Raw genomic sequence first — 25,711 nt, forward strand, 5'->3', positions numbered from 1 at the left:
CGCGCGCTAGCGCGAGGCCGACGAGCCACTGACGGTGGCGAGGAAGGCTTTTGTCCGCGGAACGCGCCGCGTTCCGCGGGATCAGCGAACGATCTCCGATCGCTCGCGGAGGTCGAGCTCTTGCTGTGCGCGGCCTTCGGCCGCGCTTGCAAAAGGTCGCGGTTCTACGTCGCGCGACGCTCGCGGGCCTTCGGGCGGAGCTTGCCGTAACCGCACTTGCGGCACTGCGTCGCTTCCTTCGCGTTGCGCGCGTTACAGCGCATGCAGATCTGCTTTCCGAGGAGGCGGTCCTCGATGGATTGCTCGGCCATACTGTCGGAATCGGCGCGGAAGCGGTTAAGGTTTTAGAATCGCGGTCCTCGGCGGTCGGCGACTCGGGTTACCCGAACAGCGTCGTGTAGAGCAGCCACCCGTTGAGCGCGATGATCACCGCGACGACGAGGCTGAGGACGCTCGTGGTGCTCGTTCGATTGACGAACGACCCCATGAGCCCCTCCTCGCGGGTGAAGTAGAGGAGGGGGATGAGGACGAACGGCAACTCGAAGGAGAGCGCGACCTGGCTGGCGACGAGGACGCTCGTCGGGTCGAAACCGGCGATGACGACGGCGAGACTCGGGACGAGCGTGACGGAGCGGCGGGTCCAGACGGAGACGTTCCAGTCGAGGAAGCCGTCCATGACGGTCTGGCCGGCCATGGTGGCGACAAGCGAGGAGGAGAGACCGGCGGCGATGAGCGCGATCCCGAACGCGAGGCTGGCGTTGGCGCCGAAGACGCCGGCGAGCGTGACGTAGGCCTCTTCGAGGGTCTCGATGCCGGTACCGGTGAGCGCGGCGGCGGCGACGACGAGCATCGCGGCGTTGACGAACATCGCGCCGAACAGCGCGACGATCGTGTCGATGCTCTCGTAGCGGAAGTGGCGCCGGTGGACGGCCTCGGTGTCTCCGGATTCGGCGACGAGACGGCTGCGCCGGTCCTGGACGATGTAGGGGTGGAGGTAGACGGAGTGGGGCATCACGGTCGCGCCGAGGATACCGATGGCGACGTAGAGCGCGCCGGCGTTCGGGATGGAGGGTGCGAGACCGAGCGCGACGTTCGCCGGGTCCGGTTTGGCGAGGGCGACCTCGAAGACGAACGCGAGCGCGATGACGCCGACGAGCGCCATGATGGCGAACTCGATGGCGCGAAAGCCCCGCCGGTACGCCGAGCGCACGCCGAGGAGGGCGAAACTGGAGATGCCCGCGAGGACCGCGCCCGCCCACAGCGGGAGGCCGAAGACGAGGCTGAACCCGATGGCGGCGCCGATGATCTCCGCCATGTCGGTGGCGATCATGGCGAGCTCGGCGGCGGCCCAGAGCACGTAGACGACGGGCCGCGGGAGACGCTCCCGGCAGAGGGCGGCGATCCCTTTCCCGGTGGCGATGCCGAGCTTCGCGGCGACGATCTGGATGCCCATCGCCACGATCGAGGCGAGGACGATCACCCAGAGGAGCGCGGTGCCGTACTTCGCGCCGCCCGAGATGTTCGTCGCCCAGTTCCCGGGGTCCATGTACGCGACGGAGATGAGAAAGCCCGGCCCGATGTACCGCGCCAGCTCGCGTATCGAGAACGCGTTATTCGACATTAGTTATCCTCGAATTAGCCTCGTCTAATTATATGTCTTTGCGTTCACTCTTCTCACGGTGCCGTCGCTGGTGGAGCGTCCGATGGGCCGGAGGCGATGAGAACGGCGCCGCTCGTCGACTTACTCCTCGGGGTACTTCGGCTCGCGCTTCTCGGCGCGCGTGAGGGCGGTCTCGACGACGTCGCGGACGTCGCCGTGGTACGTGGCGCCGTGACCGGCGTACATGTGCTCGACGTCGGCCGGCATCCGGTCGAGCAGGCGCTCGATGCTCTCGACGAGCGCCTCTCGGCTCTGTCCGGCCATGTCCGTCCGGCCGAAGCTCCCGTAGTCGAACGCGCCGTCGTCGTGGACGACCACGTCGCCGGAGAAGAGCGTCGTCGCGGAGACGAAGGCCAGGTGATCGTCGGCGTGGCCGGGCGTGTACACGGCCTCGAAGGTCTCGTCGCCGATGAGCAGCGTATCGCCGCCGTCGAGCGCGTCCGTTCGGTGGGGGTGCTCGGCGTAGGCGTACACCGCGGGGTCGAAGGCCGCGACGACCTCGTCGAGCGCCTCCACGTGATCGCCGTGCTGGTGCGTGAGCACGACCGCGTCGAGGCCGTCGGTGTGCTCCGCGACGACGTCCGCGACGCCGTCCATCGCGCCCGCGTCGACGAGGACGGTCCGGTCGCCGAGCGCGAGGTAGGCGTTGCAGGTGAACGATTCCGCCGCGGCGGTGACGTGTTCGACGCGCACGTCCGCGCCTATACACCCTAGTTTTAAATATCCGGTTCCTTTTAGTAGTTGAGCCCGGATCGTTCTCGTATGGGATTCGGAAGCTACGATGAGTCCGAGCAGGAGCGACAGCAACTCGATTCGGACGACGCCGACGGCGAGGGCGTCGAGACCGAGCAGAACGCCCACGAGGGCCAAGTGGAGTACGAGATCGACGCTAGCAACGACGAGCTGCTGGACAAACTGCAGGACATCAAGGGCGAGTAAGTGAAGACCGGCGCTCGCGCGCTCGGCCTCGCCGAGTCCTACGTCGGCGAGGGTGGCCGGAGCACGCTCGCGGGCGCCGTCGTCCGCGCCGACCGCGTCGTCGACGACTTCCGTTTCTCCTCTTGCGCCGTCGGTGGGAGCGACGCCACTACCGCCGCCATCGACGTCTGGAACGGCCTCGATCGGCCCGACGTCCGATACGTCCTCGTCGCCGGCGTCGCGCTCGCGTGGTACAACGTCCTCGACGTCGATCGCCTCCACGACGCGACTGGACGCCCGGTTCTCGCGGTCTCCTTCGAGTCGAGCGACGGCCTCGAAGACGCCATCCGACGCGAGTTCGACGACGCCGCGGCCGCCGAGCGCCTCGCCCGCTACCGCGCGCTCCCCGAGCGCCACGCCGTTCCCGTGAACGACGACACCGTCTACGTCCGGAGCGTCGGCTGTGACGAGCCCGCGCGGATCGTCCAGGCGTTCACCCCCGAGGGCGGACGACCCGACCCCCTTCGCGTCGCCCGCGAGGCCGCGCGCGCCGCCGACCGCTACCGTCGGAACCCGGAGGCTTAACGCCCTCGGCGCCGACCCGCGAGTATGAGCGACCCCGACGGGATGGACGGCCTCTGCGTTACAGCCTGCCGGAAGTGTCCCGCTCTCGTCGACTCCCGTAGCCGCATCGTCAACGGCGTCGGCCCCGACGACGCCGACGTCGTCTTCGTCGGCGAGGGACCGGGCGCGAACGAGGACGAGCAGGGCGAGCCCTTCGTCGGCCGCAGCGGCGACGTCCTCGACGACGCCCTCGACACGCACGGCCTCCGCAGGCGGGACGTCCGCATCACGAACTGCGTGCGCTGTCGCCCCCCGGAGAACCGCGATCCGAGCGCCGAGGAACTCGCCAACTGCCGGGCGTATCTCGACGCCGAGCTCGAAGCCATCGATCCTGATGTCGTCGTCGCGCTCGGCAAGGTCCCCGCCCAACACCTCCTCGGACGCGACGTCGCCGTCACGAACGAAGCCGGGACGATCGAAACCGTCTCGATCGGTGAGACGCGCCTCGACGTCCTCGTCTGCGTCCACCCCGCCGCGACGCTCTACGACCGCTCGCAGAAGGACACCTTCGAGGGCACTATCGAGAAAGTCGCCACCATCGTCGGCGCCGAGGGCGGCCAGTCGAGCCTCGGGGACTTCTAAACGACCTTTTGCTCTGCCCGCCGGCTTTCGCCGGCGCTCGGCAAAAGCTCGGCCAAAAGCGCGTCGCGCTCCCTACGGTCGCGCTCGCACCTCGCCCTCCGGCGAGGGAACCGGCGACCTACCGGGTCCTTCGGACCACTTGGTCGCCGGACGCTATCCACCTGGATCGTTCGGTCTGTGTGCGAACTGAACACAGAACACAACCCTAGAGTATATACGCGAATTCAATCAAATATCTGTAATGAGTTCATCTTCATCACGATGGTGGTACGGTGTGGCCTCATTACCGATTCTGGCTGGGATTCTCTACGCGTTCCAACTAATTGCACTCACTGCTCAGTCACCTGGCTCCAATAACCAGCATATGATAGCATTTATTATCGGTGTAGTCGGCTTATTTTTTGCATCACTCATTGTTTATTTGTCCTCTATTGCGTTCTCAGCGTCTCTTCTCTTGGATATTCGCGCACTTCGGAAGAAGTCCGATGAGTGGTCACCAAGTTGGTGGTATGGACTCATTGCGCTCGTCCAACTCGGAAATTTCGTGGTTCCAATCCTCTGGATGGTCATTACAGTGCCCGGAGCCCTCATCTATCTCTACCAACGCCGAAAATACACCGGGGTACCCCATTTATACGGTTAGGCACGCGCTCTCTATCTAATGTTCAATCGCTGCTCTATATCTAACGTTGGTTGAGGGTCGCGGCGCGGTCAAGCGTACTCGCGCGAAGCGCGAGTTTCACCGGTCGCCTCCGGCGACCGGCCTTTTTCACCCATGTTTTTGCGGTACGGGGGTCGCCGCAGGCGACCCCCTGCCGGAAAAAGATGGAGGGGAAACCGACTTGGTTCGCCGTCCCCCACTCTCCCGTATGAGTACGCAGTCTCCCCGCGAGACGACGGCGGACGTCGTCGTCGTCGACTACGGTCTCGGGAACCTCCGGAGCGTGACGCGCGGTCTCGAACGCGCGGGCGCGGCCGTGGAGATATCCGACGATCCCGAGGCGCTCACCGACGCCGACGGCGTCGTCCTCCCGGGGGTCGGCGCGTTCGGCGACGGCATGGAGAACGCCGGTCCCTTCAGGGAGGCCCTGCGCGACGTCGCGGCCTCGGACACGCCGCTGTTCGGCATCTGCCTCGGGATGCAGATGCTCCTCGACACGAGCGAGGAAGCCGATCGCGAGGGACAGGGCGACGTCGAGGGCCTCGGATTGATCCCCGGGACGAACGTCCGCTTCGACGATCCCGACCTGAAGGTCCCGCACATGGGGTGGAACGAGCTCCACGTCGAGCACGAGCACCCGCTCGTCGCGGGCGTCGAGGGCGAGTACGCCTACTTCGTCCACTCCTACTACGCCGAGCCCGACGATCCGACGCACGTCGTCACGACGACCGACTACGGGACGGACTTCGCCTCCGTGGTCACGAACGACGACGGCACCGTCTTCGGCACGCAATTCCACCCCGAGAAGTCGGGCGAGACCGGTCTGCGGATCCTCCGGAACTACGTCGACCTCTGCGCGGAGTCGTAGGACGAGCGCGAAGCGCTCGGAATTTTCACCCCCGCGAGACGCGTCCCGTCTCGTTGCTCTCGCACTCACTTCGTTCGCGTGGACCACGTTTTTGGACCGAGGGGGTCGTCGGACGGCCCCGAGGTGGAAAGACATGGTCCGCTTCGATCTCTGCGCGGCGTCGTCATCTGTGCGGCGTCGTCAGCGACCGCACGAACGCCGCGCGTGACGTGCTCTCCGTCGGCTCGGTCACGCCGATCCGCGACCGTCGGCGGCGCGGAGCGTCGGCCCGTGTCGTTTCAGGTCGGCGGCGAGCGCGGCGAGGTCGTCGGTGTCGGCGAACGCGTACAGGCCATCGAGGTAGGGGAGGACGGCGCGCATGCCGGGCGCGCTCGGCGTCCAGCGCTCGTCGGCAGCGAGCGGATTCAGCCAGAGGACCCGCCCGGCGCGCCGCGAGAGCCACGCGGCCTGCTCGCGCAGGCCGTCGGTGTCGCCGCGTTCGATCCCGTCGCTGACGACGACGACGGTATCGTGTCGGCCGACGCGTTCCGGTCGCTCGCGGTGGAGGCCGGCCAGCGCGTCGCCGATCCGGGTGCCGCCGCCCCACTCGACCCGCGTCGATTCGAGGACGTCCGCGGCCGCCGCCGGCGACGAGACGTCGAACGCCCCGCTGACGTCGCGGAGCGCGGTGTCGAAGAAGTAGATCGGCGTTCGGCGCCACCGCCGCCGGATCGCGTGGCAGAACCCGATCAGGACGTCCCGATCGAGGTGATCGAGGACGGAGCCGCTGACGTCGACGAAGACGAGGCCGCGCGCCGCGCTGCGCTCGCGCTCGCGCTCCGGAAGCGGGAGCGGGACGCCGCCCGTCGCGGCCCCGCGGCGGAGCGCGCGCCGGACGTCGGGTGCCCCCGTCCCCCGTCCCCAGCGGCGGCCGGGGAGCGATGCGACGGCGTCCGTGAACGTCGCGACGGCGTCGTCGACGGACCCCTCGTCGCCGCGCACGCCGTCGAGCGACACCCGCTCGCTCGCGCCGTCGGCGCTGTACTGGCTGCCGGCGCGTTCGCTCTGACTCGGGCCGACGCCGCCGCTGCGTTCGCCGCCCGCTCCGCCCGGCATCGCGGCGTTCTCGTCGACGACCATCTGACCGGGGGCGTCTGCCACCCCCTCGGCGCTCGTGTCGAGCGTGGCGACGCCGTCGTCGTCGCCGTACGCCGTATCGCCGCCCCGGACGCGCGTCCAGAACGTCTCGAAGCGCGACGCGAAGACGTCCTCGTCCGCGGGGCGGGTGCAGAGCGTCGCGCGCAGCGCCGCCCGGACGGCCTCGCGGCCCCGGTCGTCGAGCGCGGCGAGCGCGTCGGCGGCCGCGAGCGCGCCGTCCCCCGGGACCGCGACGCCGCCCGCCCGGAGCGCGGTGGCGAAGCGGACGAGCTCCGCCCGGAGGTGGTCGTCCATCACGCCGCCCGCGTCCCGGCGCGCGCCTCGTCGAGCGCGGCCTCGATGGCCTCGGCGTCGATCTCGGCGACGTCCGTCGCGTCCTTCAACAGGCAGCCGATCGTCCGCTCGACGGTCGCCGCGTCGAGCTCTTCGACCCCGAGCGCGGCGAGCGCGTCCGCCCAGTCGAGCGTCTCCGCGACGCCGGGCTGTTTGCGCAGCGCGCGCTCGCGAAGCGCCTGTACGACGCCGCAGACCGCCGCGGCGACGTCGGTGTCGAGGGCGGACTTGCGCTCGACGATCTCCAGCTCTCGCTCGAACGACGGCGGTTCGACGTGGAGGTAGAGACAGCGGCGCTTGAGCGCGTCGGAGAGCCCCCGCGTCCGATTCGACGTGAGCACGACGATCGGGGGCCGATCGGCCGAGATCGTGCCGAGCTCGGGCACGGAGACTTGGAAGTCGGAGAGCACCTCGAGGAGGAGGGCCTCGAAGGCCTCGTCGGCCCGATCGACCTCGTCGACGAGCAACACGGGCGGGTTCTCGCCGTCGTCCGCGTCGGCGAGCGCGCGCAGCAGCGGGCGCTCCAACAGGTACTCCTCGTCGAAGACGGAGTGCTCGCCGTCGACGCTCGCCTCCTCGCCCTCGACGGCGAGGAGCTGTTTCGTGTAGTTCCACTCGTAGAGGGCGTTCTCGGCCGCCAACCCCTCGTAGCACTGGAGGCGGACGAGATCGGTGTCGAAGCCGCGCGCGAGCGTCTTGGCGAGCTCGGTCTTTCCCGCGCCCGGCGCGCCCTCGACGAGCAGGGGGTTGCCGAGCCGGAGCGCCAAGAGCGCCGTCGTCACGACGTCGTCGCCGGCGACGTAGTCCTGCCGGTCGAAGGCCGCGCGCACGTCGGCCTCCGTCGCGTCCGCGAAAGCGGTCATCGACCACCGATACGTGCCCGACGGCAAAAAGCACCCGCGAAGCCGGCGGCCTAGAGGAACTCGCGGACCTCGGAGTAGTACATGTCGTGGTGGTCGACGGCGCCGACGCGCTCGGCGATCTCGGCGGCGAGGACGTGCCAGCAGCGCTGGTCGGGGTCGTCGGGATCGAGGTTGTACTGGCTGTCCCGGCAGGTACAGCCGCCGTCCTCGACGATGTACTCGTCCTCGTGGCCGACGACGACCGTGAAGTCCACGTACTGCTTCACGCGGCCCTCTCCGACGGCGTCGATGGCGCGTCGCCCCCGGTCGCCGTGCGCGTCGAGGACCCGCTCGACGATCCCGGGCGTGAGTTCGCCCGCGGCTTCGAGGGCGTCGCGCCAGTCGTCGTCCCCACCGCCGCGGGCGTCGGCCGTCACGACCGTCGTTACTCCCGGGCCGACTAAAGGGCGTGCGGTTCGCGGGTGTCACGCCCGCGTCGGCGTCACGCCGCCTCGGTACCGCGGCCGCCCCGTGTCGTGTCCTTTAGGACCGCACCGCCCGCACGGGAGACCATGGAGGTCACGGAGGGCGCGGTGACGGTCGAGGTTCCCGAGCAGTCAGGCGAGGGGGTCGAAGGCGCGGTGTTCTTCAACACGGAGCAGGAACTGAACCGCGATCTGACGGTGGCGGCGCTGCGCGCCTACCGCGGGCGCGAACCGCGCGCGGAGACGTATCTGGACGCGACGTGCGCCTCGGGCGTCCGGGGCGTTCGCGCGGCCGCCGACGGGTGGGACGCGACGCTCGTCGATCGGGACCCGGCCGCCGTCGACCTCGCCCGCGAGAACCTCGCGCGAAACGGCGTCGCGGGCGACGTCTTACACGACGACGCGAACGCGGTGCTCTGGGACCCCGAGGACGCCTACGACGTCGTGGACCTCGACCCGTTCGGCACGCCCGCGCCGTTCCTCGACGCGACGTTCGCCAACGCCCGCGATCTGGTCTGCGTCACCGCGACGGACACCGCGCCGCTCTGCGGCGCGCACTTCGACTCCGGGGTCCGAAAGTACGGGATCGTCCCGCGAAACACGGAGTACCACGCCGAGATGGGCGTTCGCGTCCTCCTCGCCGCGATGGCGCGCTCGGCCGCGCGCTTCGACGTCGGCGTCACGCCGCTGTTGACGCACGCGACGCGCCACTACGTCCGCACGTACGTCGACCTCACCCACTCCGCGAGCGCCGCGAACGACGCCATCGACGCCCTCGGACACGTCTATCACTGCCCCGAATGTCTCTGGCGCGAGCACGAGGCCGGCCTCCACGCCGCCCGTCCGGACGCCTGCCCGAACTGCGGCGGCCGGAACCTCCTCACCGCGGGGCCGATATGGCTCGGCGCGACGCACGCCGACACGTTCCTCGACGCGACCCGCGACGCCCTCGACGACGACATGGGGACCGCGGAGACCGCCGCGTCACTCCTCGACACGATCGAGAACGAACTCGATCGACCTACCCACTACGACCAGCACAAACTCTACGGGCGGTGGAGCGAACCCGCCGTCGCCATGGACGACTTCCTCGCGGCGCTCCGCGACGCCGGATTCGAGGCCTCGCGCACCCACTACGGCGGCACGACGTTCGAGACGGACGCCTCCGTGGCCGAGATCCGCGACGCCGCGCCCTGAAGGGTCCCACCCGGGTGTTTTCGCCGGCGCGTTCCGCACGCCCGCGAGCCAGCGCGTCGTCACCGAGACCGTTCGATCGGCCACCAACGGATTCCGTCTCTCCGTCCTCGGCGTCGAACGATCCGAGCGCCACGGCGTCCTCGTCGCGGCCGTCCCCCTCGTCACGCGGCCGTACGTCTCCGGGACTGTTATTATGGCCGGGGCGATACTCTCTCCCGTGCTCGCGGGACGAACGGACGACACCGAGACGGCACCGGACGACCGGCGCGTCGAGACGGACGGCGGCCGCCCGGAGACCGACGGCGGTCGGAACGAGCCGACGCCGGACGTCACCGAGCTCCAGCGCCGCGTCGACGAACTCGAACACGCTCTCGACGAGAAGACCGTCGACCGCGACGCCTTCGAGGACGATCTGAAGGGGTACGTCCGCTCGCGCGTCCGACGCAACCACGCCCGCGGCTGGGGCCCCTATCTCGTTCTCCTATACGGGACCGTCATGACGCTCGGGGCGTTCCACTGGCTCGATGGTGGGTGGTCCGTCCTCGCCATGCTCGTCGTCGGCTTCTCCACTCTCGGCCTCTACGTGTTCATGCTCGTCGTCGGACTCTCGCTCAACGCGCTTGGCGCCCCCGGACGCGTCGCCGGCTGGCTCCGATCGAAGCGCTAACACATGCGCGGCGTCGGTCTCACGCGCGCGCTCACCGAACTCGTCCCGGACGTCCTCGTCCCCCTCCTCGCCGCGCTCACCCAGCTCGGTGACGCGTGGTTCGTCGTCGCCGCGGTCGCCACCGTCCACTGGCTCGGTCCCCGCTACGACCTCGTCAGCGACCGCGACGCCGCGCGCTACGTCGCGCTCGGGTTCGCTGTCTTCGGCACCGTCGTCGGTGCGAAAGCGCTTCTCGCCGCCGGCCGCCCGCCCGAGAGCCTCACGCTCGTCGCCGCCGACGGCTACGGCTTCCCGAGCGGCCACGCGGTCTCGGCGACCGCCCTCTACGGCGGTGCGGCCGCCCTCCTCCGACGACCGCGCCCGCGCTACCGGTGGGGGGTCGCCGCCGCGGCCGTCGCGCTCGTCTGCGCGACGCGGCTCCTCCTCGGCGTCCACTATCTCGTCGACGTCATCGCCGGCGTCCTCGTCGGGAGCGCCCTCGTGGCGGTCGTCCTCGCGCTCACGCGTTCCCGGCTCGGCCCCGGCTACGCGTTCACCGCCGCCCTCGGCGTCCTCGCGGTCCCCCTCGCGGGCCCGACCGTCGAGGCGCTCGCCGCCGCCGGGCTCGGCGTCGGCGCGCTCCTCGGCTCGATCGGCGTGGTGCGACACCCGCGCGGCGCGCTCGGGACGGGGCCGACGCTGCTCGGGTACGCCGTCTGCGGTGGTCTGGGACTCGCGGCGCTGGTCGCGCCGCTCCCGTGGTACGGTGTCGTACTAACGAGTGGTATCGCGGGTGCGGGGGTCGTCGCGCTCCCCGTCACCCGGGCGATTCGCCGACGGGTCGGGAGTCGCTGAGCGGAGCCGTTAGAACTTCTCGAGGTAGCGCTCCTTCTCCCAGTCGGAGACCTGGATGCGATAGCCCGTGTGCTCCTCGCGCTTGGCCTCGATGAACTTCTCCGCGATGTGGTCGCCGAGCGTGTCGAGGACGGTGTCGTCGGCTTCGAGGGCGTCGACGGCCTCACCGAGGTTGGACGGCAGCGTCTCGATGCCGTACTCCTCGCGCTTCTCGGCGTCGAACTCGTAGATGTTCTCGCGGACCGGGTCGGGCGCGTCGAGACCCTTCTCGATCCCGTCGAGGCCCGCCGAGATGAGCGCGGCGAACGCGAGGTACGGGTTACAGGACGGGTCGGGGAAGCGCGCCTCGATGCGGGAGGCGGCGGGGACGCGCGCCGCGGGCTTGCGGATGAGCGCGGAGCGGTTCCGGTCGGACCACGCGACGTAGACTGGGGCCTCGTAGCCGGGGACGAGGCGCTTGTAGGAGTTCACGGTCGGGTTCGAGACGGCCGTGATCGCGGGTGCGTGTTCGAGGATGCCCGCGAGGAACTGGTGGGCGGTCTCGGAGAGGTCGAACTCATCGTCCTCGTCGTGGAACGCGTTCTCGCCGTCCTCGAAGAGCGAGAAGTGCGTGTGCATGCCGGAGCCGTTGATTTCCGCGATGGGCTTGGGCATGAACGTCGCGTGCATGTCGTGTTCCGCGGCGATGGCGCGGACGACGGTGCGGAACGTCGCGACGTTGTCCGCGGTCGTGAGCGCGTCGTCGTACTCGAAGTTGATCTCGTGTTGGGACTCCGCGACCTCGTGGTGGGAGGCCTCGATCTCGAAGCCCATGTCCTCGAGCCCGTTGATGATGTCGCGGCGCACGTCCGAGGCCGGGTCCTTCGGGGCGAGGTCGAAGTAGCCGCCGAAGTCCGAGAGCTCCGTCGTCGCGCGACCGCGCTCGTCCTCCTCGAAGAGGAAGAACTCGGGTTCGGGCGCGGCGTTGACGGTGTAGCCCATGTCCTCGGCGCGTTCGAGGACGTTCTGCAGCACGCGGCGCGGGTCGCCCTCGAAGGGCTCGTCCGTGGACGTGTCGATGACGTCACAGATGAGACGCGCCGAGGCCGTCTCCTCGCGCTGGCGCCACGGGAGGATGGCGAACGTCTCCGGATCCGGCTTGAGCCGCATGTCGGACTCCTGGATGCGGACGAACCCCTCAATGGAGGAGCCGTCGAAGTAGATCCCGTCCGTGAAGGCCTTCTCGGCCTGCTCCGCCGGGACGGAGACGTTCTTCACGGTGCCGAGGATGTCCGTGAACTGGAGTCGGAGGAAATCGACGTTCTTCTCCTCGATCTCGTCCAGCACTTCCTGTTCAGTCTCGCTGAGACCGCCATCAGTAACCGGTTTCCCGTTCGTCATTGGTTTCGTCGTTCGATGCAAACGCACGGACTACTAAAGCGGTTGCGGTCCTCGCAAATCTTTTCGGTCTCAGGGGAAGTGGACGTTCGTTAAATTCTAATGCCCCCGGCGCGTCCGTACGGACGTGACCTACGAGAACCTCGACGCGAAACTGATCAACGCCCTCCTCGGCGACGGCCGCGCGAGCCTCCGCAGCCTCGCCGAAGAGCTCGACGTCTCCGTGACGACCATCTCGAACCACCTCAAGGACCTCGAAGACGAGGGCGTCATCCAGGGGTACACGCCGATCGTCGACTACGACAAGCTCGGTTACGACGTCACCGCCGTCCTCCAACTCAAAGTCGAGGGGACCGCGCTCCCCGACCTCGCCGACCACCTCCGTGCGCACAAGCAGATGGTGTCCGTCTACGAGGTCACCGGCGACCACGACATCATCGCCATCGGGAAGTTCATCGACACGGACGACATGAACTACCTCATCAAGGAACTCCTCGGCGATAAGGACATCAAGGAGTCCTCGACGAGCGTCGTGCTCAACGCCGCCGCCGAGAACGAGCAGTTCGAACTCGACATCCACGAGGAGTAAGCCGCCTCCCGCACGGCGAGAGACGACCCGCCTAGATTATTATATCTCCGACACGTAGTGACGACCATGACCGCCCCGACCCCGGACGCTTCGGCGTCCGACGACGTTCAGCGCGCGGCCGAACGCGCCGCGCGCGGCGAAGTACGCCGGCTCTTCTGGAAGGTCGTCTACTTCCTCCTCGGCGTCTCGCTCGTCGCGCATAGCATGGCGACCCCGCAGGCCGTCGCGTCCGCCGGGTCGCCCCTCGCAACGGCGGCCGTCGGCGCCGTCGGCGTCCTCTTCTTCGTCGGCGGCGCCTATCTCCTCGCGTACGTCTTCGACATTGATCGGGTCGCCGTCCGCTGGCTCCGACGGCACGCGTAGCCGTCGCTGTCCACGGACTCAGAGAAAAACCGCAGCGGGCCGAACGATCAGCGAGCGGTGCCGCGGATGTTCGCGCGACGAGCGGCTCGGTAGAGCCCGGTAGTCGCGCGATTCCGGAGCGACGAAATCGCTCCGGTCACGCTCATTCGCGCTGCTCACTCGCGAAGCCACCGAGCGCGAAGCGATCGCGCTCGGCGCGGACCAACGCGGCGCGCAGCGCCGCGGCGGGAGCACCGATGCTTTCGTCGTAGCTTTTGCCGAGCGCCGGCAGAGCCGGCGCGCAGAACAAACGGTACTCTTACATCATGCCGCCCATGCCGCCCATGCCGCCCATGCCGCCGGCGCCGCCGGGACCGCCCTCGTCGTCGCCCTTGTCGGTGGAGAGGTCGCCGGCGGAGATGATGTCGTCGATTTTGAGCACGAGGTTCGCGGCCTCGGTCGCGCTACTGACGGCCTGCTCCTTCGCGTGGGCCGTCTCGACGACGCCCGCGTCGAGGGAGTTCTCCAAGTCGCCGCTGAGGACGTTCAGGCCCGTGCGGTTCTCGCCGGCCTCGTGCGCGGAGCGGAGGTCGACGAGGGTGTCGATCGGGTCGAGACCGGCGTTCTCGGCGAGGACGCGCGGGACGAGTTCGAGGGAGTCCGCGAACGCCTCGACGGCGAGCTGCTCGCGGCCGGAGACGGAGTCCGCGTAGTTGCGGAGCTGGTCGGCGACTTCGACTTCGATGGCGCCGCCGCCGGGGAGGACGCGGCCGTCCGAGATGGTCTGGGCGGCGACGTCGAGCGCGTCGGTGACGCCGCGCTCGAGCTCGTCGACGACGTGGTCCGTGGAGCCGCGGAGGATGAGCGTGACGCCGTGGGCGGTCTCGTTGAGGCCCTCGACGTAGAAGAGCTCGTCCTCGGCGTCGCGGCGGATGCTCCCGCGTCCGAGGTCGTCGGCGCTGAGGGAGTCGAGGTCCGTGACGATCGCCGCACCGAGGACCTCCTTCAGGAACTCGACGTCGGATTTCTTCACGCGGCGGACGGCGAGGATGCCCTCCTTCGCGAGGTAGTGCTGGGCCATGTCGTCGATGCCCTTCTGACAGAGGACGACGTCGGCGCCCGAGGCCTTGATCTGCTCGACCTTCTCCTTGAGCTGCTCCTCCTCCTGATCGAGGAAGCTCTGGAGCTGGTCCGGGCTGTCGATGTTGACGGACGTGTCGGCGTTGGCCTCCTCGACCTCGATGGCCTCGTTGAGGAGCAGGATGTCCGCGTCGTCGAACTCGGTCGGCATCGAGTCGAGGACCGGGTCCTTGGAGACGGTCGCGCCCTTGAGGAGCTCGGACTCGGAGACGGCGCGGCCGGTCTGCGTCTCGATGTTGATGTTGGCGACGTCGACGACCGTGGAGCCGTCGTCGGCGTCGACGGAGACGGCGCGCAGCGCCTCGTAGAGGAGCCCGGAGAGCTGCTCCTTGTCGATCTCGGCGCTCTTGCCCGTCATGGACGTCTCGGCGACGGAGCGCACGAGCTCCTCGTCGTCGGGGTCGACGTCGACGGCCTCGGCGTCGACGAACTGGCGGGCCTTCTCGCTGGCGAGGTTGTATCCCTTGATGACCGCGGTCGGGTGGATGTCCTGCTCGAGGAGGTCCTCGGCGTTCTTGAGGAGCTCGCCCGCGATCGCGACGGCGGTCGTCGTGCCGTCGCCGGCCTCGTCCTCTTGGGTCTCGGCGACCTCGACGATCATCTCGGCCGTCGGGTTGTCGATGTCCATCTTCTCGAGGATGGTGACGCCGTCGTTCGTGATCGTGACGTCACCCATGTCGTCCACGAGCATCTTGTCCATCCCCTTCGGGCCGAGGGTGGAGCGGACGGCGTCCGCGACGGCGCGCGCCGCGGAGATGTTGTGCTCCTGTGCGTCCTTGTCCTTTACTCGCTGCGCGTCGTCGCCCATGATGACCATCGGCTGGCCCTGCATACGTCGCTGAGACATCGTCACTACATCGATTGTTTGTCCTTCTATATAAAATTTGTGTGTATGTCGGTGTCGAGGGGCGCGAGAGCGCCCGACGCGACCGAAACGTATGGTGGGGATTATCACACCCATTCGGCGGACCACGTCGCCGCGCCCGCCCACACCGCCGGTCCGCGCTCGACGCCCTCACGCGCGGAGTACCGCCTGACCCGGCCGTGCCCGCACGGTCCCCACAGCCACCAGTCCTTTGTCGTCCCGCCGACACCCGTCCCGTATGGCCACGCTCACCAGCGAGGACGAAGGGAAGATCCTGGTCGACGTCGAGGGCGAGGAGTTCGGCGTCGTCACCGAAGTCGAGTCGAACACCGCGTGGGTCGACCCCGATCCCGGGCTCGGCGACGCCGTCCTCGCCGCCCTCGGGTGGAGCGAACGGGACGGGGACGACTACACCGTTGAAGGCGACCTCGTCGACACCGTCACCGAGGGCGAGATCCGCGTGAACGTCGACCTGTAGGGCGACGGCGCGAGCCGAACGTTTAACCGCCTCTTCTCTCGATGCCGGAACAGGCATGTCCGCCCTCCCTATCGCCGTCGGCGTCGCCCTCCTCCTCGTCGCCGCGTTCGCCGGCGTCTACGGTCGCCGCCAGCACCGCCGGAGCGCGCTCGTCCGGAACACCGAGACGACCGACGTCTGGGACGTCCGCGAGGAGGGTCGCGTCGAACTGAAAGGCACCGTCCGCGCCGACGAACCGTTCGACTCTCCGATCCGCGGCGACCCCGCCGTCCTCTCCGCGTGGGAAGTCGAGGAGTGGGACGAGCGCGGCGACTCCGAGATGTGGGAGACGCGCGCCGAAGGCGTCTACGCGACGCCGTTCGCCCTCGACGACGGCACCGGCCGCGTCACGGTCGACGTCGGTGACCACGTGGACGACGTCTCCTCCGGCACCGGCGTCCACGAGATACAGGTCGGCCCCATCGACGTCGACCGCCTCGCCGGCGTCGGCGTCTCCGCCGACGACGTCCTCGCGGTCCTCGACGACTTCGCCGTCGGCGTCAGCGTCCCCCCGGACGCCGACCCGCCCGAGCGCGTCGCCGACTTCGTCCGCGGCGAAGCCGGCCTCGCGGAGCAGCGCGACTCCATCACGAACGTCCTCGACTTCGGGACGGCGCACGGCGAGCGCCGGTACTACGAGGGGGTCCTCGCGCCCGACGACGACGTCTACGTACTCGGGCACGCGCGCGCCACCGAGGGCGCCACGCACCCGCTCAAGCCGGAGGACGTCGTCGTCACCCCACGCGAGTCGTTCATCGTCTCCGATATGCCCGAGTCCGAACTCGCTGACGCGTTCGGGACGTACCGCTACGCGTACGTCGGGGCCGCTCTCGCCGCCGTCGTCGGACTCGGCGCGCTCGCGGTCGGCCTCGGCGTCGTCTAGCCCGAGCGCGTTCGCACCGAGCGTCGTCGATCACCGAAGATCGATACGCGGTGCTCCTCGACGGTGGATCGCGGAGAGAAGACGCCGGGACTGGGATTTGAACCCAGAACCCCATACGGGGACACGCTTTCCAGGCGTGCGCTTTGCCATTCGGCCATCCCGGCCTGCACCCCCTGATAGCCCGGTCGACGATTTAAAGCCTTCTTTTCGCCCCGGGTGATTCGTCACCCGACGGCGCGCGCTCCGGCGGCGCCCGCGACGCCGACCACCACCGCGACCGCGAGGAGCGCGGCGATCGCGGGACCGCCGCCCGCGAGTGCGCGATACGCGACGGCGACGATCAGGAAGACGAGGGAGGCGACCGCGCCCCACGCGGCCGTGTCCGCGACGCCCATTCGATTTCAGTCGCGCTGGGCGGCGACGGCCTCGATCTCGACCGCCGCCTGCTTCGGGAGGGCCTCGACGCCGAACGCGCTCCGCGCCGGCGGATTGTCCGCGAAGTATTCGCCGTAGGCGTCGTTCATCTCCTCGAAGTCGTCGATGTCGTCGAGGAGCACCGTCGTCTTGAGGACGTCCTGCATCGTGAGTCCCTCGTCTTCGAGGATGGCCTTCACGTTCTCCAGACACTGGCGGGTCTGGGTGGCGACGTCCTCGTCCGCGAGGCTCTCTCCCTCCGCAGTGAGCGGGATCTGCCCGGCGGTGAAGACGACGCTTCCGTCGGTCGTCGCTTGGCTGTACGCCCCGACGGCCTCGGGCGCGTCCGGCGTCTCGATGATCCGTTTCATACGTCCACCCTCGCTCGGGCGGGACTTAATTGTGGTCGCGGTTTCGTCCTCCACCGCCGTCGTTTACTCGGTGGCGTGCGAAGGGCGGGCGTGCGCCGACGCCTCCGCCTCCTCGCCGCCGCTTCGCTCGCTCTCTGTTGGTACCTCTCCTTACGCGCGCGACGCCGCGCGGCCGACGTCCCACTCAGTCCCGTCACGGCGCGCGGATACGTCGGCCCCGACTTCCCCGAGCGCACCGACCTGACGACGGGCGAGGTCCCGGCCGGCGAGATGGACGACATGGCCCACTACGGCCGTCCGGACTTCGACCCGGATCGGGTCCACCCCGCGGTCCGTGACTTCTACGAGGCGACGAGCGCGTACCGGATGACCGCGACGGTGACGTGGCACCGCGGCTTTCGCCTCGGCGCGGCGCTCGCCGCGCGCGCCACGAGCGCCGTCGAACAGCTGAACCTCCCCGGCCCCCGCGAGGACTCGACCGTTCCCCTCGAAAGCCGGTTCGCGACGGTCCGGGAGGGGATCGATCCGCGGGACGGCGTCCGGGCGTGGGTGCGGACGAACCCGGAGACGGGCGAGGCCGTCTTCGTCGCGCTCTACGGGAGCCACGACGACGGCGGGGTCGACCGGATCGGAGACGGAGACGGAGACGCGGGAGAGCGACACGCGATCGATGCGGAAGCTGGCGGTCCCGCTGGCTCACGCAGCGAGGAGCGGTACGTGAACGACGCAGGGCGGTACGTGAACGTCGCCGTCCCGATCCCGTGGGGGAACGTCTCGACCGCGCTCCACATCGTCCACGCCGGCGGCGACCCGGACGCGACGGGCGTCGACCTGACGACGCGCACGGGCGAGCGTTCCGGCCTCTACCTCGTGACGCCGCTCGGCGACGTCGCGCTCCCCGTCGAGCAGCGTTTCGCCGTCCGTCCGGCGACGGGCCACCACCCGGACGCGGACGCGGCCATCACCGCGACGCAGACGATGTGGCTCTGCGGCGTGCCCTTCCTCACGATCGAGTACGACGCGGTGCGCGGCGATCCCGGCTCAGCATAACACATGGTGGAGCCTCCGGCCTCAAGGAGCGACCGAAGCGTAGCGAAGGGAGCGAGTAGGTCGGAGAGGAAACCGACGTGGTACGATACAACCGACGTATAGCGACCGGCCGACTCCCGAACGTATAAGTACCGCCTTATCTTCTCTGAAATATGGGTGTGCGTCGAACCGCTGTCGTGAAACTCGCTGTTTCCGACGAACAACGCGACGCACTCCATCGAACCGCCGAGCAATACCTGTACTGCGCGAATCGAACCGCCGAATACTGCTGGTCCGACACATCGTACACCGAGTGCAAGACCAACAAACGACAGGTACGGGACACCCTCTACTCTGAACTTCGAGAGAAGACGGCGTTGCAGGCACAACTCGTCCAAGCCGCGATACGTCGCGCCGTCGAAGCCACTAAGGGCGTCATCGAACGGTGGAAGAAAGGACAGCGCGTCTCCCGTCCGACGTTCACCGCCGAGACGATGGACTACGACACGCGGAGCGCGACCTTCTACCGGAACAAGGTATCGCTGGCGACCGTTGAGGGCCGGGTCGAGCCGTCATTCGTTCTCCCGGCAGATAGCCCGACACCCTACGAGCGGTACGTACTCTCCGAGAACTACGAGTTCCGCGAGAGCACGCTTCGGTACGATGCGGCGACCGACGAGTTCTACCTCAACATCTCGACTCGGCGGATCGACAGCGCTGACGAGGAGATTTCGGCAGATACTGGGCACCCCGACCAAACGGTCCTCGGTATCGATCTCGGCGTCAACAGTCTCGCCGTCGCTTCGACCGGCACGTTTTGGCAGGGAGACGATTACGACCACTGGTGCCGCGAGTTCGAGAAGCGACGCGGCGAGATGCAACGGCGCGGCACGCAAGCCGCCCACAACGCCTTGCTTCGACTCGACAAGCGTGAAGAAGCATGGCGGAAACAGTACATCCACACGGTCGCCAACGAACTCGTCTCGGAAGCTATCGAATACGACTGCGACGTAATCGTATTCGAGGACTTGACTGATATCCGCGAGCGGCTTCCGCAGGCGAAGTGGCACCACGTCTGGGCGTTCCGACGCCTGTTCGAGTACGTCTCCTACAAGGCCCCCGAGATGGGCGTCTCCGTCGAGCAGGTCGAACCGAACCACACGTCTCAACGCTGTTCGCGGACGGACTGTGGGTTCACGCACGAGGACAACCGCCATGGGGAACACTTCGAGTGCCAGAAGTGCGGCTACGAGGTGAACGCGGACTACAACGGTGCGAAGAACATCGGGCTGCGATACGCTCGCAAGCAGACACACAGACTCCGTTCCTCGCCCACGTCGGGGAGCGGAGACGCAGAAGTAGACCTGCGTGTGAATGGTGGGACGTTGAACGGCGAGAGTCACCGGCCTATTGCTGGCGACTGATTGCCGGGAGTCCACATCAAAGCCCTACCCTCAACGAGCGAACCCCGTATGGGGTAAGCGAAGTAGGATAGGGTAGCTTACACGAGTAGGTCGACCTCGTAGCCGGCCTCGCGGAGTCGTGCGAGCAACGCCTCGACGTGCTCCTCGCCCCGCGTCTCCAGGTCGAGTTCGACCTCGGCGGCGTTCAGCGCGACGTCGCGGTTCGTCCTGTCGTGCTGGATCGCGTATATGTTCGCGCGCTCGTCGGTGAGGATATCGAGGAGGTCGTCGAGCGCACCGGGACGGTCCTTCAACACCGTTCGGAGTTTGACATAGCGGCCCTGATCGACGAGGCCGCGGAGGATCACGGTCGTGAGGAGATTGAGGTCGACGTTGCCGCCGGAGAGGATCGGAACGACCGTCTCGTCCGCGTCGACGTCGAACGCGTCGGTGAGGAGCGCGGCCAGCGACGCCGCGCCCGCGCCCTCGACGAGGGTCTTCCCCCGCTCCAAGAGGAGGACGAGCGCGTTCGCGATCTCCGCGTCGGTGACCGTGACGACCTCGTCGACGCGCTCGCGGATCACGGGGAACGTGCGTTCGCCCACGCCCCGAACGGCGATGCCGTCGGCGATGGTGTCGACCTGCTCGGCCTCCGTCAGACGGCCCTTCCGGAGGCTGTCCGCGACGCTCGATGCGCCCGTGGCTTGCACCCCGACGACCCGGACGTCCGGTGCGATTCCCTTCACCGCCGTTGCGACGCCGCTGATCAGCCCGCCGCCGCCCACCGGAACGACGACGGTGTCGATCGTGGGGAGGGCCTCCATGAGCTCGATGCCGATCGTGCCCTGTCCGGCCATGACGGCCTCGTCGTCGAAGGCGTGGACGTACGTCTGCCCCGACTCGGCCTCGATCTCGTGGGCGCGCGCTTGGGCCTCGTCGTAGTCGACGCCGTGTAGCTCGACGGTCGCGCCGTAGTTCCGCGTCGCCTTCACCTTCGAGATGGGCGCGGTCTCGGGCATCACGACCGTCGCCTCGACGCCGGCGCGCGTCGCGGCGAGCGCCACCCCCTGCGCGTGATTGCCCGCGGAGGCGGTGACGACGCCCGCCTCCCGCTCGGCGTCGGTGAGCCGCCGAATGCGGTTCGCGGCGCCCCGGATCTTGAACGAGCCGGTCCGCTGGGCGTTCTCGAACTTCAGGTGCACGTCGGCCCGGGTCATCGCGGAGAACGTGTACGAGCGCTCAAGCGGCGTCCGCCGCGCGACCTCGGAGACGGGGGCGACGGCCTCGCGGACGTCGTCGAGTTCGAGCATACGACCGCTACGCCGAGGCGTCGCCTAAGCGATTCGATGCATCGCAGAACGGAAGCGTGTGACGACTGGACCGACGTGCCGGGACGTAATAAGTGCCGGGAAAGCGGAGTGAAAGTGAAACTGACGGGGCCGTGCGCCGGAACCGCACGCCTTAGGGTGGACCGCCGTCCAGTACGGCCGTGGATAGCCGCCTGGCCGCCACGTGGCGACGCGTCTTCGGACTCGCGTGGCCCGTGATGGCCTCTCAGACCCTCCGCACGCTCATGCGGACGGTCGACGTCCTCGTCACCGCGACGTTCTCGCCCGCCGCCGTCGTCGCCGTCGGGCTCGCCGACCTCTACGGGCGCGTCCCGCTCCGCATCGGTATCGGGTTCGGAAGCGCCGCCATCGCGCTCGCCAGCCAGGACACCGGCGCGGACGCCGACGCCAACCGCGCCGAAGCGGTTTCGAGCGCCGTCCTGATGGGGCTCCTCGCGGGCGTCCCCATCGCCCTCTGCGGGATCTTCCTCGGCCCGTCGCTGATTCGGCTCTTCGGCGCGACCGGCGACACCGTGACGCTCGGCGCGACGTACCTCGGCGTCGTCCTCGCCACCGCGCCCGCGCGCCACGTCTCCCTCGTCGCCAGCCGCGCCCTCCAGGGCACGGGCGACACCCGCACGCCGATGTACGTCACCGGCCTCGCCAACGTCACCAACATCGCCGGATCGCTCGTCCTCGGCCTCGGGCTCTTCGGCGTCGCCTCCTACGGCGTCCTCGGCGTCGGCGCCGCCACCGCCGTCTCGAACGTCCTCTCCGCGGCGCTCCTCGTCGCCGCCATCGGCGCGTTCGCCGACGACCTCGAACTCGTCCGTCCCCGCGACCTCCTCATCGCCCGCCAGCTCCTTGCCGTCGCCGTCCCGAAGATCGCCGAGGGGGCCGCCACCACGCTCGCCGAGTTCCCGTTCAACGCCCTCCTGCTCGGCTTCGGAACGCCCGTCAACGCCGGCTTCCAGATCGGCCGCCGCGTCTACCAGCAGGTCACGGGGCCGCTCTCGCGCGGGTATCGCACCGCCGTCGGCGTCCTCGTCGGACAGGCGCTCGGCGACGGCGACCCCGCCGAGGCCCGCTACCGGGGGTGGGCGACCGCCGGCCTCGCCGCCCTCACCGTCGGCGGCGTCGGCCTCGCGCTCGTCGCCCTCGCCCCTGACGCCGTCCGCCTCCTCGCCGCCGGCTCGCCCGACGCGCTCCCCTACGCCACCGGGTTCGCGCGCGTCTACGGTCTCACGGCCGTCTTCGTCGCCGTCTTCACCGCCCTCTCGGGTGCGCTCGGCGGCGCGAGCGAGACCCGCATCCCCCTCTTCGCGCGCGCCACCGGCGTCTTCGGTGGCCTCGTCGGCCTCACCTACGCCCTGGGCGTCGCCCTCGGGTGGGGTCCGCTCGGCGCGTACGTCGCCGTCGCCGTCCAGTACGTCTGGATGGCCGCCGTCGCCGCCCTCGGGTTCCGCTACTCCGACTGGGCGACTCGCGCCGCCGGCATGATGGCCGAACGGGGAAGCGTCAGCGACGCCGAGGACTGACGCCGGAGAAACCCCGATCGAATCGCCCGCTTACGCTCGCCGAGGGGGACGAACGGCCGGTCCGCGGGGTCGGCGTGGCGGGCGCGCGGACGGACGCGGCCCGGTTGCTTTGCTCGTCGGGTACGCTCTGCTCACCGCTCCTCGCACAAACACGGGAGGAGAACCTCCGGCCTCGCTGGGCTCGACCGGTCGGAATCGCTTACCGTTCGTCGATCGGCGTGAACGTCCGGTCCTCGGGACCGACGTAGCGGGCGCGCGGACGGATGAGGCGGTTGTCGTCGTACTGTTCGAGGACGTGGGCGATCCAGCCGCCGACGCGGGACATCGCGAAGATGGGCGTGTAGATGTCGACCGGGATCCCCATCTGGTAGTACGTCGAGGCCGAGTAGAAGTCGACGTTCGGGGCGAGGCCCTTCTCCTCGCGCATGTACTCCTCGATGGCGACGCTCATCTCATACCACTTCGTGTCGCCCGCGGCCTCGCCGAGATCCTCGGACTGCTCGCTGAGGATCTTCGCCCGCGGGTCCTTGACGTTGTAGACGCGGTGGCCGAAGCCGGCGACGCGCCGACCGTCGTCGAGGGCCGTCTCGACCCACTCGACGGGGTCTTTCCCGGAGGCATCGACCTCCTCCAGCATCTCCATGACGTTCTGGTTCGCGCCGCCGTGGAGGCTCCCGGAGAGCGTCCCGATGGCGGACGTGATCGCGGAGTGGAGGTCGGCGAGCGTCGAGGCCGTCACCATCGCCGAGAACGTCGAGGCGTTCAGGCCGTGGTCGGCGTGGAGCACGAGCGCCTGATCGAAGACCTCCTCCATCACGTCGTCGGGCTCCTCGCCGTTCAGCATGTAGAGGAAGTTCGCGGCGTGACTCAGGTCCTCGCGCGGCTCGACGGGCTCGTCGCCGTCCCGCAGGCGTGTGAACGCGGCGACGAGCGTCGGGAGTTTCGCGGTGAGACGCTTGCCCTTCGCGAGGTTCGCCTTCCGGTCCGTCGGATCGGCGTCCTCGGTCGCGTCCGGATCGAACGCGGAGAGCTCCGAGACGGCGGTCCGGACGGCGGCCATCGGCACCTCGTCGGCCTCGGCGAGGTCCCGAACGGTCCCGAGGACGTCGTCGTCGACGGCGCGCTCGGCGGCCATGTCGCTCGCGAACGCGTCGAGCTCCGACTCGGTCGGGAGTTCGCCGTTCCAGAGGAGATAGAGGACTTCCTCGTACGACGCCCCACGCGCGAGGTCCTCGATGGTGTGACCGCGATAGACGAGGCGGCCCTCGTCGCCGTCGATGTAGCTGAGCCCGGACTCAGCCACGAGCACACCTTCGAGGCCCTTCTTGAGTTCGTCGGACATACACCACGGTTCTTCATCGGGTTCCAAAAGGATTGCCTATCGTCAATCGTTTCTCCGTGTCGTGCCGCAACCACCGTGCGGACCGCCCCCGTATCCGCGTATTTTTCGACGGTCGTCTATCGCCCGTTCGTCGCGTGACGGTTCGCACGCGGGCGTGACTTTTTACGCGGTCGCGGTGTTTCACCACCTATGCCCGGTCGCGTCGAATACGAACCCGCGAGCGTCAAGGACCTCCTCGCGGAGATGAAGGACACCGCCGAGCTCCTCATCGACCTCTCCTACTCCGCCGTCCTCCACGGGAGCCCGGACATCGCCCGCGAGGTCCTCGAACTCGAAGAGCGCATGGACGTCCTCCAGCTGCGCGCCCGGATGAGCCTCCTGATGGCGGCGCGCAACCCCGAGGACGCGGAGACGCTCGCGCCCGTCCTCGGCATCATCGGCGCGGCCGAGAAGGTCTCGGACGCCAGCGGCGACATCGCCAAGGTCGTCATCGAGGAGGTCGGCGTCCCGGACGCGATCCGCGGCGCGCTCCCCGACGCCGTCGAGCGGCTGGTGCGCGCCGAGCTCTCGCCCGACTCCAGGTATGCGGACCGGACGCTCGCCGACGTCAACCTCGAAACCGACACCGGCGTGCGCGTCATCGCCGTTCGCCGCGGCGGCGACTGGATCCCCAACCCCGGCGCGGAGACGACGCTCGAAGCCGACGACGTCCTCCTCCTCCGCGGCCCCGAGGAGTCGATCGGTGACGTCTACGAGGCCGCGAGCGGCGACGCGTACGCCCCGGCCGAACCCGCCGACCCCGACATCGCGGACCTGGAGCGCGCCGTCGACTCGCTTGTCCTGATGAAGAACATGAGCGAGCTCGCCGTCGATCTCGCCTACGGCAGCGTCCTCTTCGACAGCGCCGACATCGCCGCTGAAGTCGTCGAACTCGAAGCCGAAGTCGACGCGCTGAAAGCCCGATTCGAGGCGTGGACCCTCCGCGCCGCCGCGGACGTCGCCGACCCGGTCTCCCTCCGCGGACTCGTTCAGATCGCCAACGCGACCGAGGTGATAAGCGACGCCGCGGTCGAGATCTCCGAGGGCGTCCTCCGCGGCCTCGACACGCACGTCGTCGTCCGCGAGGCCGTCGAAGAGTCCGACGAGGTCATCGTCCGCGTGCAGGTCACCGACCGCGGTTCCCTCGCCGGAACGACGCTCGGCGAGGCCGAAGTGAAGACCGAGACGGGGATGCGCGTCATCGCCGTCCGCCGCCCCGACGGGGAGGCCGGCGCCGCGTCCGACGGTCTCGACGCCGGGGGCGACGACGCGTGGGTCATCCAACCCGGTCCCGACACCGCCCTCCGTACCGGCGACGTCCTGCTGGCGAAGGGCACGCGCGCGGGCGCCGACCGACTCCGCGCGCTCGCCGGCGACGACGAGTGACGACGCTCCCGGCCGGCGCGGGTGCACTTATTCGCTCGCGTACCCTACGCACTTCGTATGACGGAAGAGGTCCTATTCGAGTCGGAGCGCGTCCACACGAGAGCCGAGATCGCCGCGTACCTCCGCAGCGTCGCGGACGCCCTCGAACGCGGTGACGATCTCACGCTCAGCGCGGGCGCGGAGTCCGTGACGCTGACGCCGCCGTCGAACCCGACGTTCGAGGTGAAAGCCGAGCGCGAGGGACCGACCGACGGGACCGGCGAGCTCAGCGTCGAGTTCGAACTCGAATGGGACGAGGGCGACGACACCGCGGACGAGCGACTGGAGATCGAGTAGTCGG

General features: G+C 68.9%; 28 protein-coding genes and 1 tRNA gene. 16 read left to right on the plus strand and 13 right to left on the minus strand.

Annotation, left to right across the window (positions count from 1 at the left end; genetic code table 11):
- Positions 1-164 precede the first annotated feature (164 nt).
- From IEX91_RS05640 to IEX91_RS05650, 3 genes are all read right to left on the minus strand, one after another.
- Entirely contained in the window at positions 165-311 is a 147-nt protein-coding gene (locus tag IEX91_RS05640; RefSeq protein ID WP_188877636.1) for a 50S ribosomal protein L40e, read from the minus strand.
- Positions 312-379: 68 nt separating this feature from the next.
- Positions 380-1,621 (minus strand): Nramp family divalent metal transporter, encoded by a 1,242-nt coding sequence (locus IEX91_RS05645; RefSeq protein WP_188877637.1) that lies wholly within the window; start codon positions 1,619-1,621, stop codon positions 380-382.
- 120 nt (positions 1,622-1,741) lie between these two features.
- Entirely contained in the window at positions 1,742-2,353 is a 612-nt protein-coding gene (locus IEX91_RS05650; protein WP_188877638.1) for an MBL fold metallo-hydrolase, read from the minus strand.
- 69 nt (positions 2,354-2,422) lie between these two features.
- Here IEX91_RS05650 and IEX91_RS05655 point away from each other — a divergent pair, with 69 nt between their 5' ends.
- From IEX91_RS05655 to hisH, 4 genes are all read left to right on the plus strand, one after another.
- Entirely contained in the window at positions 2,423-2,599 is a 177-nt protein-coding gene (locus IEX91_RS05655; protein WP_188877639.1) for a DUF5786 family protein, read from the plus strand.
- Positions 2,600-3,163 (plus strand): endonuclease dU, encoded by a 564-nt coding sequence (locus tag IEX91_RS05660; protein WP_188877640.1) that lies wholly within the window; start codon positions 2,600-2,602, stop codon positions 3,161-3,163.
- A gap of 24 nt (positions 3,164-3,187) precedes the next feature.
- Positions 3,188-3,784, plus strand: a complete 597-nt coding sequence (locus IEX91_RS05665; RefSeq protein ID WP_188877641.1) for a uracil-DNA glycosylase — start codon at positions 3,188-3,190, stop codon at positions 3,782-3,784.
- A gap of 869 nt (positions 3,785-4,653) precedes the next feature.
- Positions 4,654-5,313, plus strand: a complete 660-nt coding sequence (hisH, locus tag IEX91_RS05670) for an imidazole glycerol phosphate synthase subunit HisH (RefSeq protein WP_188877642.1) — start codon at positions 4,654-4,656, stop codon at positions 5,311-5,313.
- A 228-nt stretch (positions 5,314-5,541) separates the two neighbouring features.
- Here the strand turns inward: hisH and IEX91_RS05675 are convergent, their stop codons facing one another.
- From IEX91_RS05675 to IEX91_RS05685, 3 genes are read right to left on the minus strand one after another with little or no spacing between them, the layout of a single operon-like run.
- Positions 5,542-6,744: a VWA domain-containing protein gene (locus IEX91_RS05675; RefSeq protein WP_188877643.1), complete on the minus strand. Its 1,203-nt coding sequence runs from the start codon at positions 6,742-6,744 to the stop codon at positions 5,542-5,544.
- Complete coding sequence (locus IEX91_RS05680; protein WP_188877644.1) at positions 6,744-7,646, minus strand: AAA family ATPase; 903 nt, start codon at positions 7,644-7,646, stop codon at positions 6,744-6,746. The genes IEX91_RS05675 and IEX91_RS05680 overlap by 1 nt, the downstream gene beginning before the upstream one ends.
- A 50-nt stretch (positions 7,647-7,696) precedes the next feature.
- Positions 7,697-8,062, minus strand: coding sequence for a hypothetical protein (locus tag IEX91_RS05685; RefSeq protein ID WP_188877646.1), 366 nt, complete (start codon positions 8,060-8,062; stop codon positions 7,697-7,699).
- 135 nt (positions 8,063-8,197) lie between these two features.
- Here IEX91_RS05685 and IEX91_RS05690 point away from each other — a divergent pair, with 135 nt between their 5' ends.
- The 3 genes from IEX91_RS05690 (at position 8,198) to IEX91_RS05700 (ending at position 10,808) form a co-directional block, all read left to right on the plus strand.
- Positions 8,198-9,307, plus strand: a complete 1,110-nt coding sequence (locus tag IEX91_RS05690; RefSeq protein ID WP_188877647.1) for a tRNA (guanine(26)-N(2))-dimethyltransferase — start codon at positions 8,198-8,200, stop codon at positions 9,305-9,307.
- Between the two features lie 217 nt (positions 9,308-9,524).
- Positions 9,525-9,974 carry a ribonuclease BN gene (locus IEX91_RS05695; protein ID WP_229772798.1) on the plus strand — a complete coding sequence of 150 codons (450 nt, stop codon included), beginning with the start codon at positions 9,525-9,527 and terminating at the stop codon, positions 9,972-9,974.
- 3 nt (positions 9,975-9,977) lie between these two features.
- The gene (locus tag IEX91_RS05700) at positions 9,978-10,808 is read left to right on the plus strand and encodes a phosphatase PAP2 family protein (RefSeq protein ID WP_188877649.1); all 831 of its coding nucleotides are present in this window, start codon (positions 9,978-9,980) and stop codon (positions 10,806-10,808) included.
- 9 nt (positions 10,809-10,817) lie between these two features.
- On the opposite strand, the gene glnA is transcribed toward IEX91_RS05700, so the two are convergent.
- Complete coding sequence (glnA, locus tag IEX91_RS05705) at positions 10,818-12,188, minus strand: type I glutamate--ammonia ligase (protein WP_188877650.1); 1,371 nt, start codon at positions 12,186-12,188, stop codon at positions 10,818-10,820.
- A 124-nt stretch (positions 12,189-12,312) separates the two neighbouring features.
- Here glnA and lrp point away from each other — a divergent pair, with 124 nt between their 5' ends.
- Both lrp and IEX91_RS05715 read left to right on the plus strand, forming a co-directional pair.
- Positions 12,313-12,774, plus strand: coding sequence for an HTH-type transcriptional regulator Lrp (gene lrp / locus IEX91_RS05710; protein WP_188877651.1), 462 nt, complete (start codon positions 12,313-12,315; stop codon positions 12,772-12,774).
- Between the two features lie 66 nt (positions 12,775-12,840).
- Positions 12,841-13,137, plus strand: coding sequence for a hypothetical protein (locus tag IEX91_RS05715; protein ID WP_188877653.1), 297 nt, complete (start codon positions 12,841-12,843; stop codon positions 13,135-13,137).
- A gap of 298 nt (positions 13,138-13,435) precedes the next feature.
- Here the strand turns inward: IEX91_RS05715 and thsB are convergent, their stop codons facing one another.
- Positions 13,436-15,103 carry a thermosome subunit beta gene (gene thsB / locus IEX91_RS05720; protein WP_188877654.1) on the minus strand — a complete coding sequence of 556 codons (1,668 nt, stop codon included), beginning with the start codon at positions 15,101-15,103 and terminating at the stop codon, positions 13,436-13,438.
- Between the two features lie 256 nt (positions 15,104-15,359).
- Between thsB and IEX91_RS05725 the strand changes: the two genes are divergently transcribed.
- Positions 15,360-15,599, plus strand: coding sequence for a hypothetical protein (locus tag IEX91_RS05725; RefSeq protein WP_188877655.1), 240 nt, complete (start codon positions 15,360-15,362; stop codon positions 15,597-15,599).
- A gap of 55 nt (positions 15,600-15,654) precedes the next feature.
- Positions 15,655-16,521, plus strand: coding sequence for a GIDE domain-containing protein (locus IEX91_RS05730; RefSeq protein WP_188877656.1), 867 nt, complete (start codon positions 15,655-15,657; stop codon positions 16,519-16,521).
- A gap of 82 nt (positions 16,522-16,603) precedes the next feature.
- Here IEX91_RS05730 and IEX91_RS05735 read toward each other — a convergent pair.
- The 3 genes from IEX91_RS05735 to IEX91_RS05745 form a co-directional block, all read right to left on the minus strand.
- A tRNA-Ser gene (locus IEX91_RS05735) sits at positions 16,604-16,685 on the minus strand.
- 60 nt (positions 16,686-16,745) lie between these two features.
- Positions 16,746-16,916 carry a hypothetical protein gene (locus IEX91_RS05740; protein WP_188877657.1) on the minus strand — a complete coding sequence of 57 codons (171 nt, stop codon included), beginning with the start codon at positions 16,914-16,916 and terminating at the stop codon, positions 16,746-16,748.
- Positions 16,917-16,922: 6 nt separating this feature from the next.
- Positions 16,923-17,306, minus strand: coding sequence for a RidA family protein (locus IEX91_RS05745; RefSeq protein ID WP_188877658.1), 384 nt, complete (start codon positions 17,304-17,306; stop codon positions 16,923-16,925).
- A 90-nt stretch (positions 17,307-17,396) separates the two neighbouring features.
- Here IEX91_RS05745 and IEX91_RS05750 point away from each other — a divergent pair, with 90 nt between their 5' ends.
- A complete protein-coding gene (locus tag IEX91_RS05750; RefSeq protein WP_188877659.1) occupies positions 17,397-18,356 on the plus strand; it encodes a hypothetical protein in 960 nt (319 codons plus the stop codon).
- Between the two features lie 152 nt (positions 18,357-18,508).
- Positions 18,509-19,759, plus strand: a complete 1,251-nt coding sequence (locus IEX91_RS05755; protein ID WP_188877661.1) for an RNA-guided endonuclease InsQ/TnpB family protein — start codon at positions 18,509-18,511, stop codon at positions 19,757-19,759.
- Positions 19,760-19,836: 77 nt separating this feature from the next.
- Here the strand turns inward: IEX91_RS05755 and ilvA are convergent, their stop codons facing one another.
- On the minus strand, positions 19,837-21,048 hold the full coding sequence (gene ilvA, locus IEX91_RS05760) for a threonine ammonia-lyase (protein ID WP_188877662.1): 1,212 nt from the start codon (positions 21,046-21,048) through the stop codon (positions 19,837-19,839).
- 236 nt (positions 21,049-21,284) lie between these two features.
- Between ilvA and IEX91_RS05765 the strand changes: the two genes are divergently transcribed.
- Positions 21,285-22,604, plus strand: coding sequence for an MATE family efflux transporter (locus IEX91_RS05765; protein WP_188877916.1), 1,320 nt, complete (start codon positions 21,285-21,287; stop codon positions 22,602-22,604).
- A gap of 199 nt (positions 22,605-22,803) precedes the next feature.
- Here IEX91_RS05765 and citZ read toward each other — a convergent pair whose 3' ends face one another.
- On the minus strand, positions 22,804-23,946 hold the full coding sequence (citZ, locus tag IEX91_RS05770) for a citrate synthase (protein WP_188877663.1): 1,143 nt from the start codon (positions 23,944-23,946) through the stop codon (positions 22,804-22,806).
- Between the two features lie 189 nt (positions 23,947-24,135).
- On the opposite strand from citZ, the gene IEX91_RS05775 reads away from it, so the two are divergent.
- Positions 24,136-25,371: a potassium channel family protein gene (locus IEX91_RS05775; protein ID WP_188877665.1), complete on the plus strand. Its 1,236-nt coding sequence runs from the start codon at positions 24,136-24,138 to the stop codon at positions 25,369-25,371.
- Between the two features lie 57 nt (positions 25,372-25,428).
- Positions 25,429-25,707, plus strand: a complete 279-nt coding sequence (locus IEX91_RS05780; RefSeq protein ID WP_188877666.1) for an amphi-Trp domain-containing protein — start codon at positions 25,429-25,431, stop codon at positions 25,705-25,707.
- The last annotated feature ends 4 nt before the right edge of the window (positions 25,708-25,711 follow it).

This window comes from Halarchaeum nitratireducens, assembly GCF_014647155.1.
Taxonomy (GTDB): Archaea; Halobacteriota; Halobacteria; order Halobacteriales; family Halobacteriaceae; genus Halarchaeum; species Halarchaeum nitratireducens.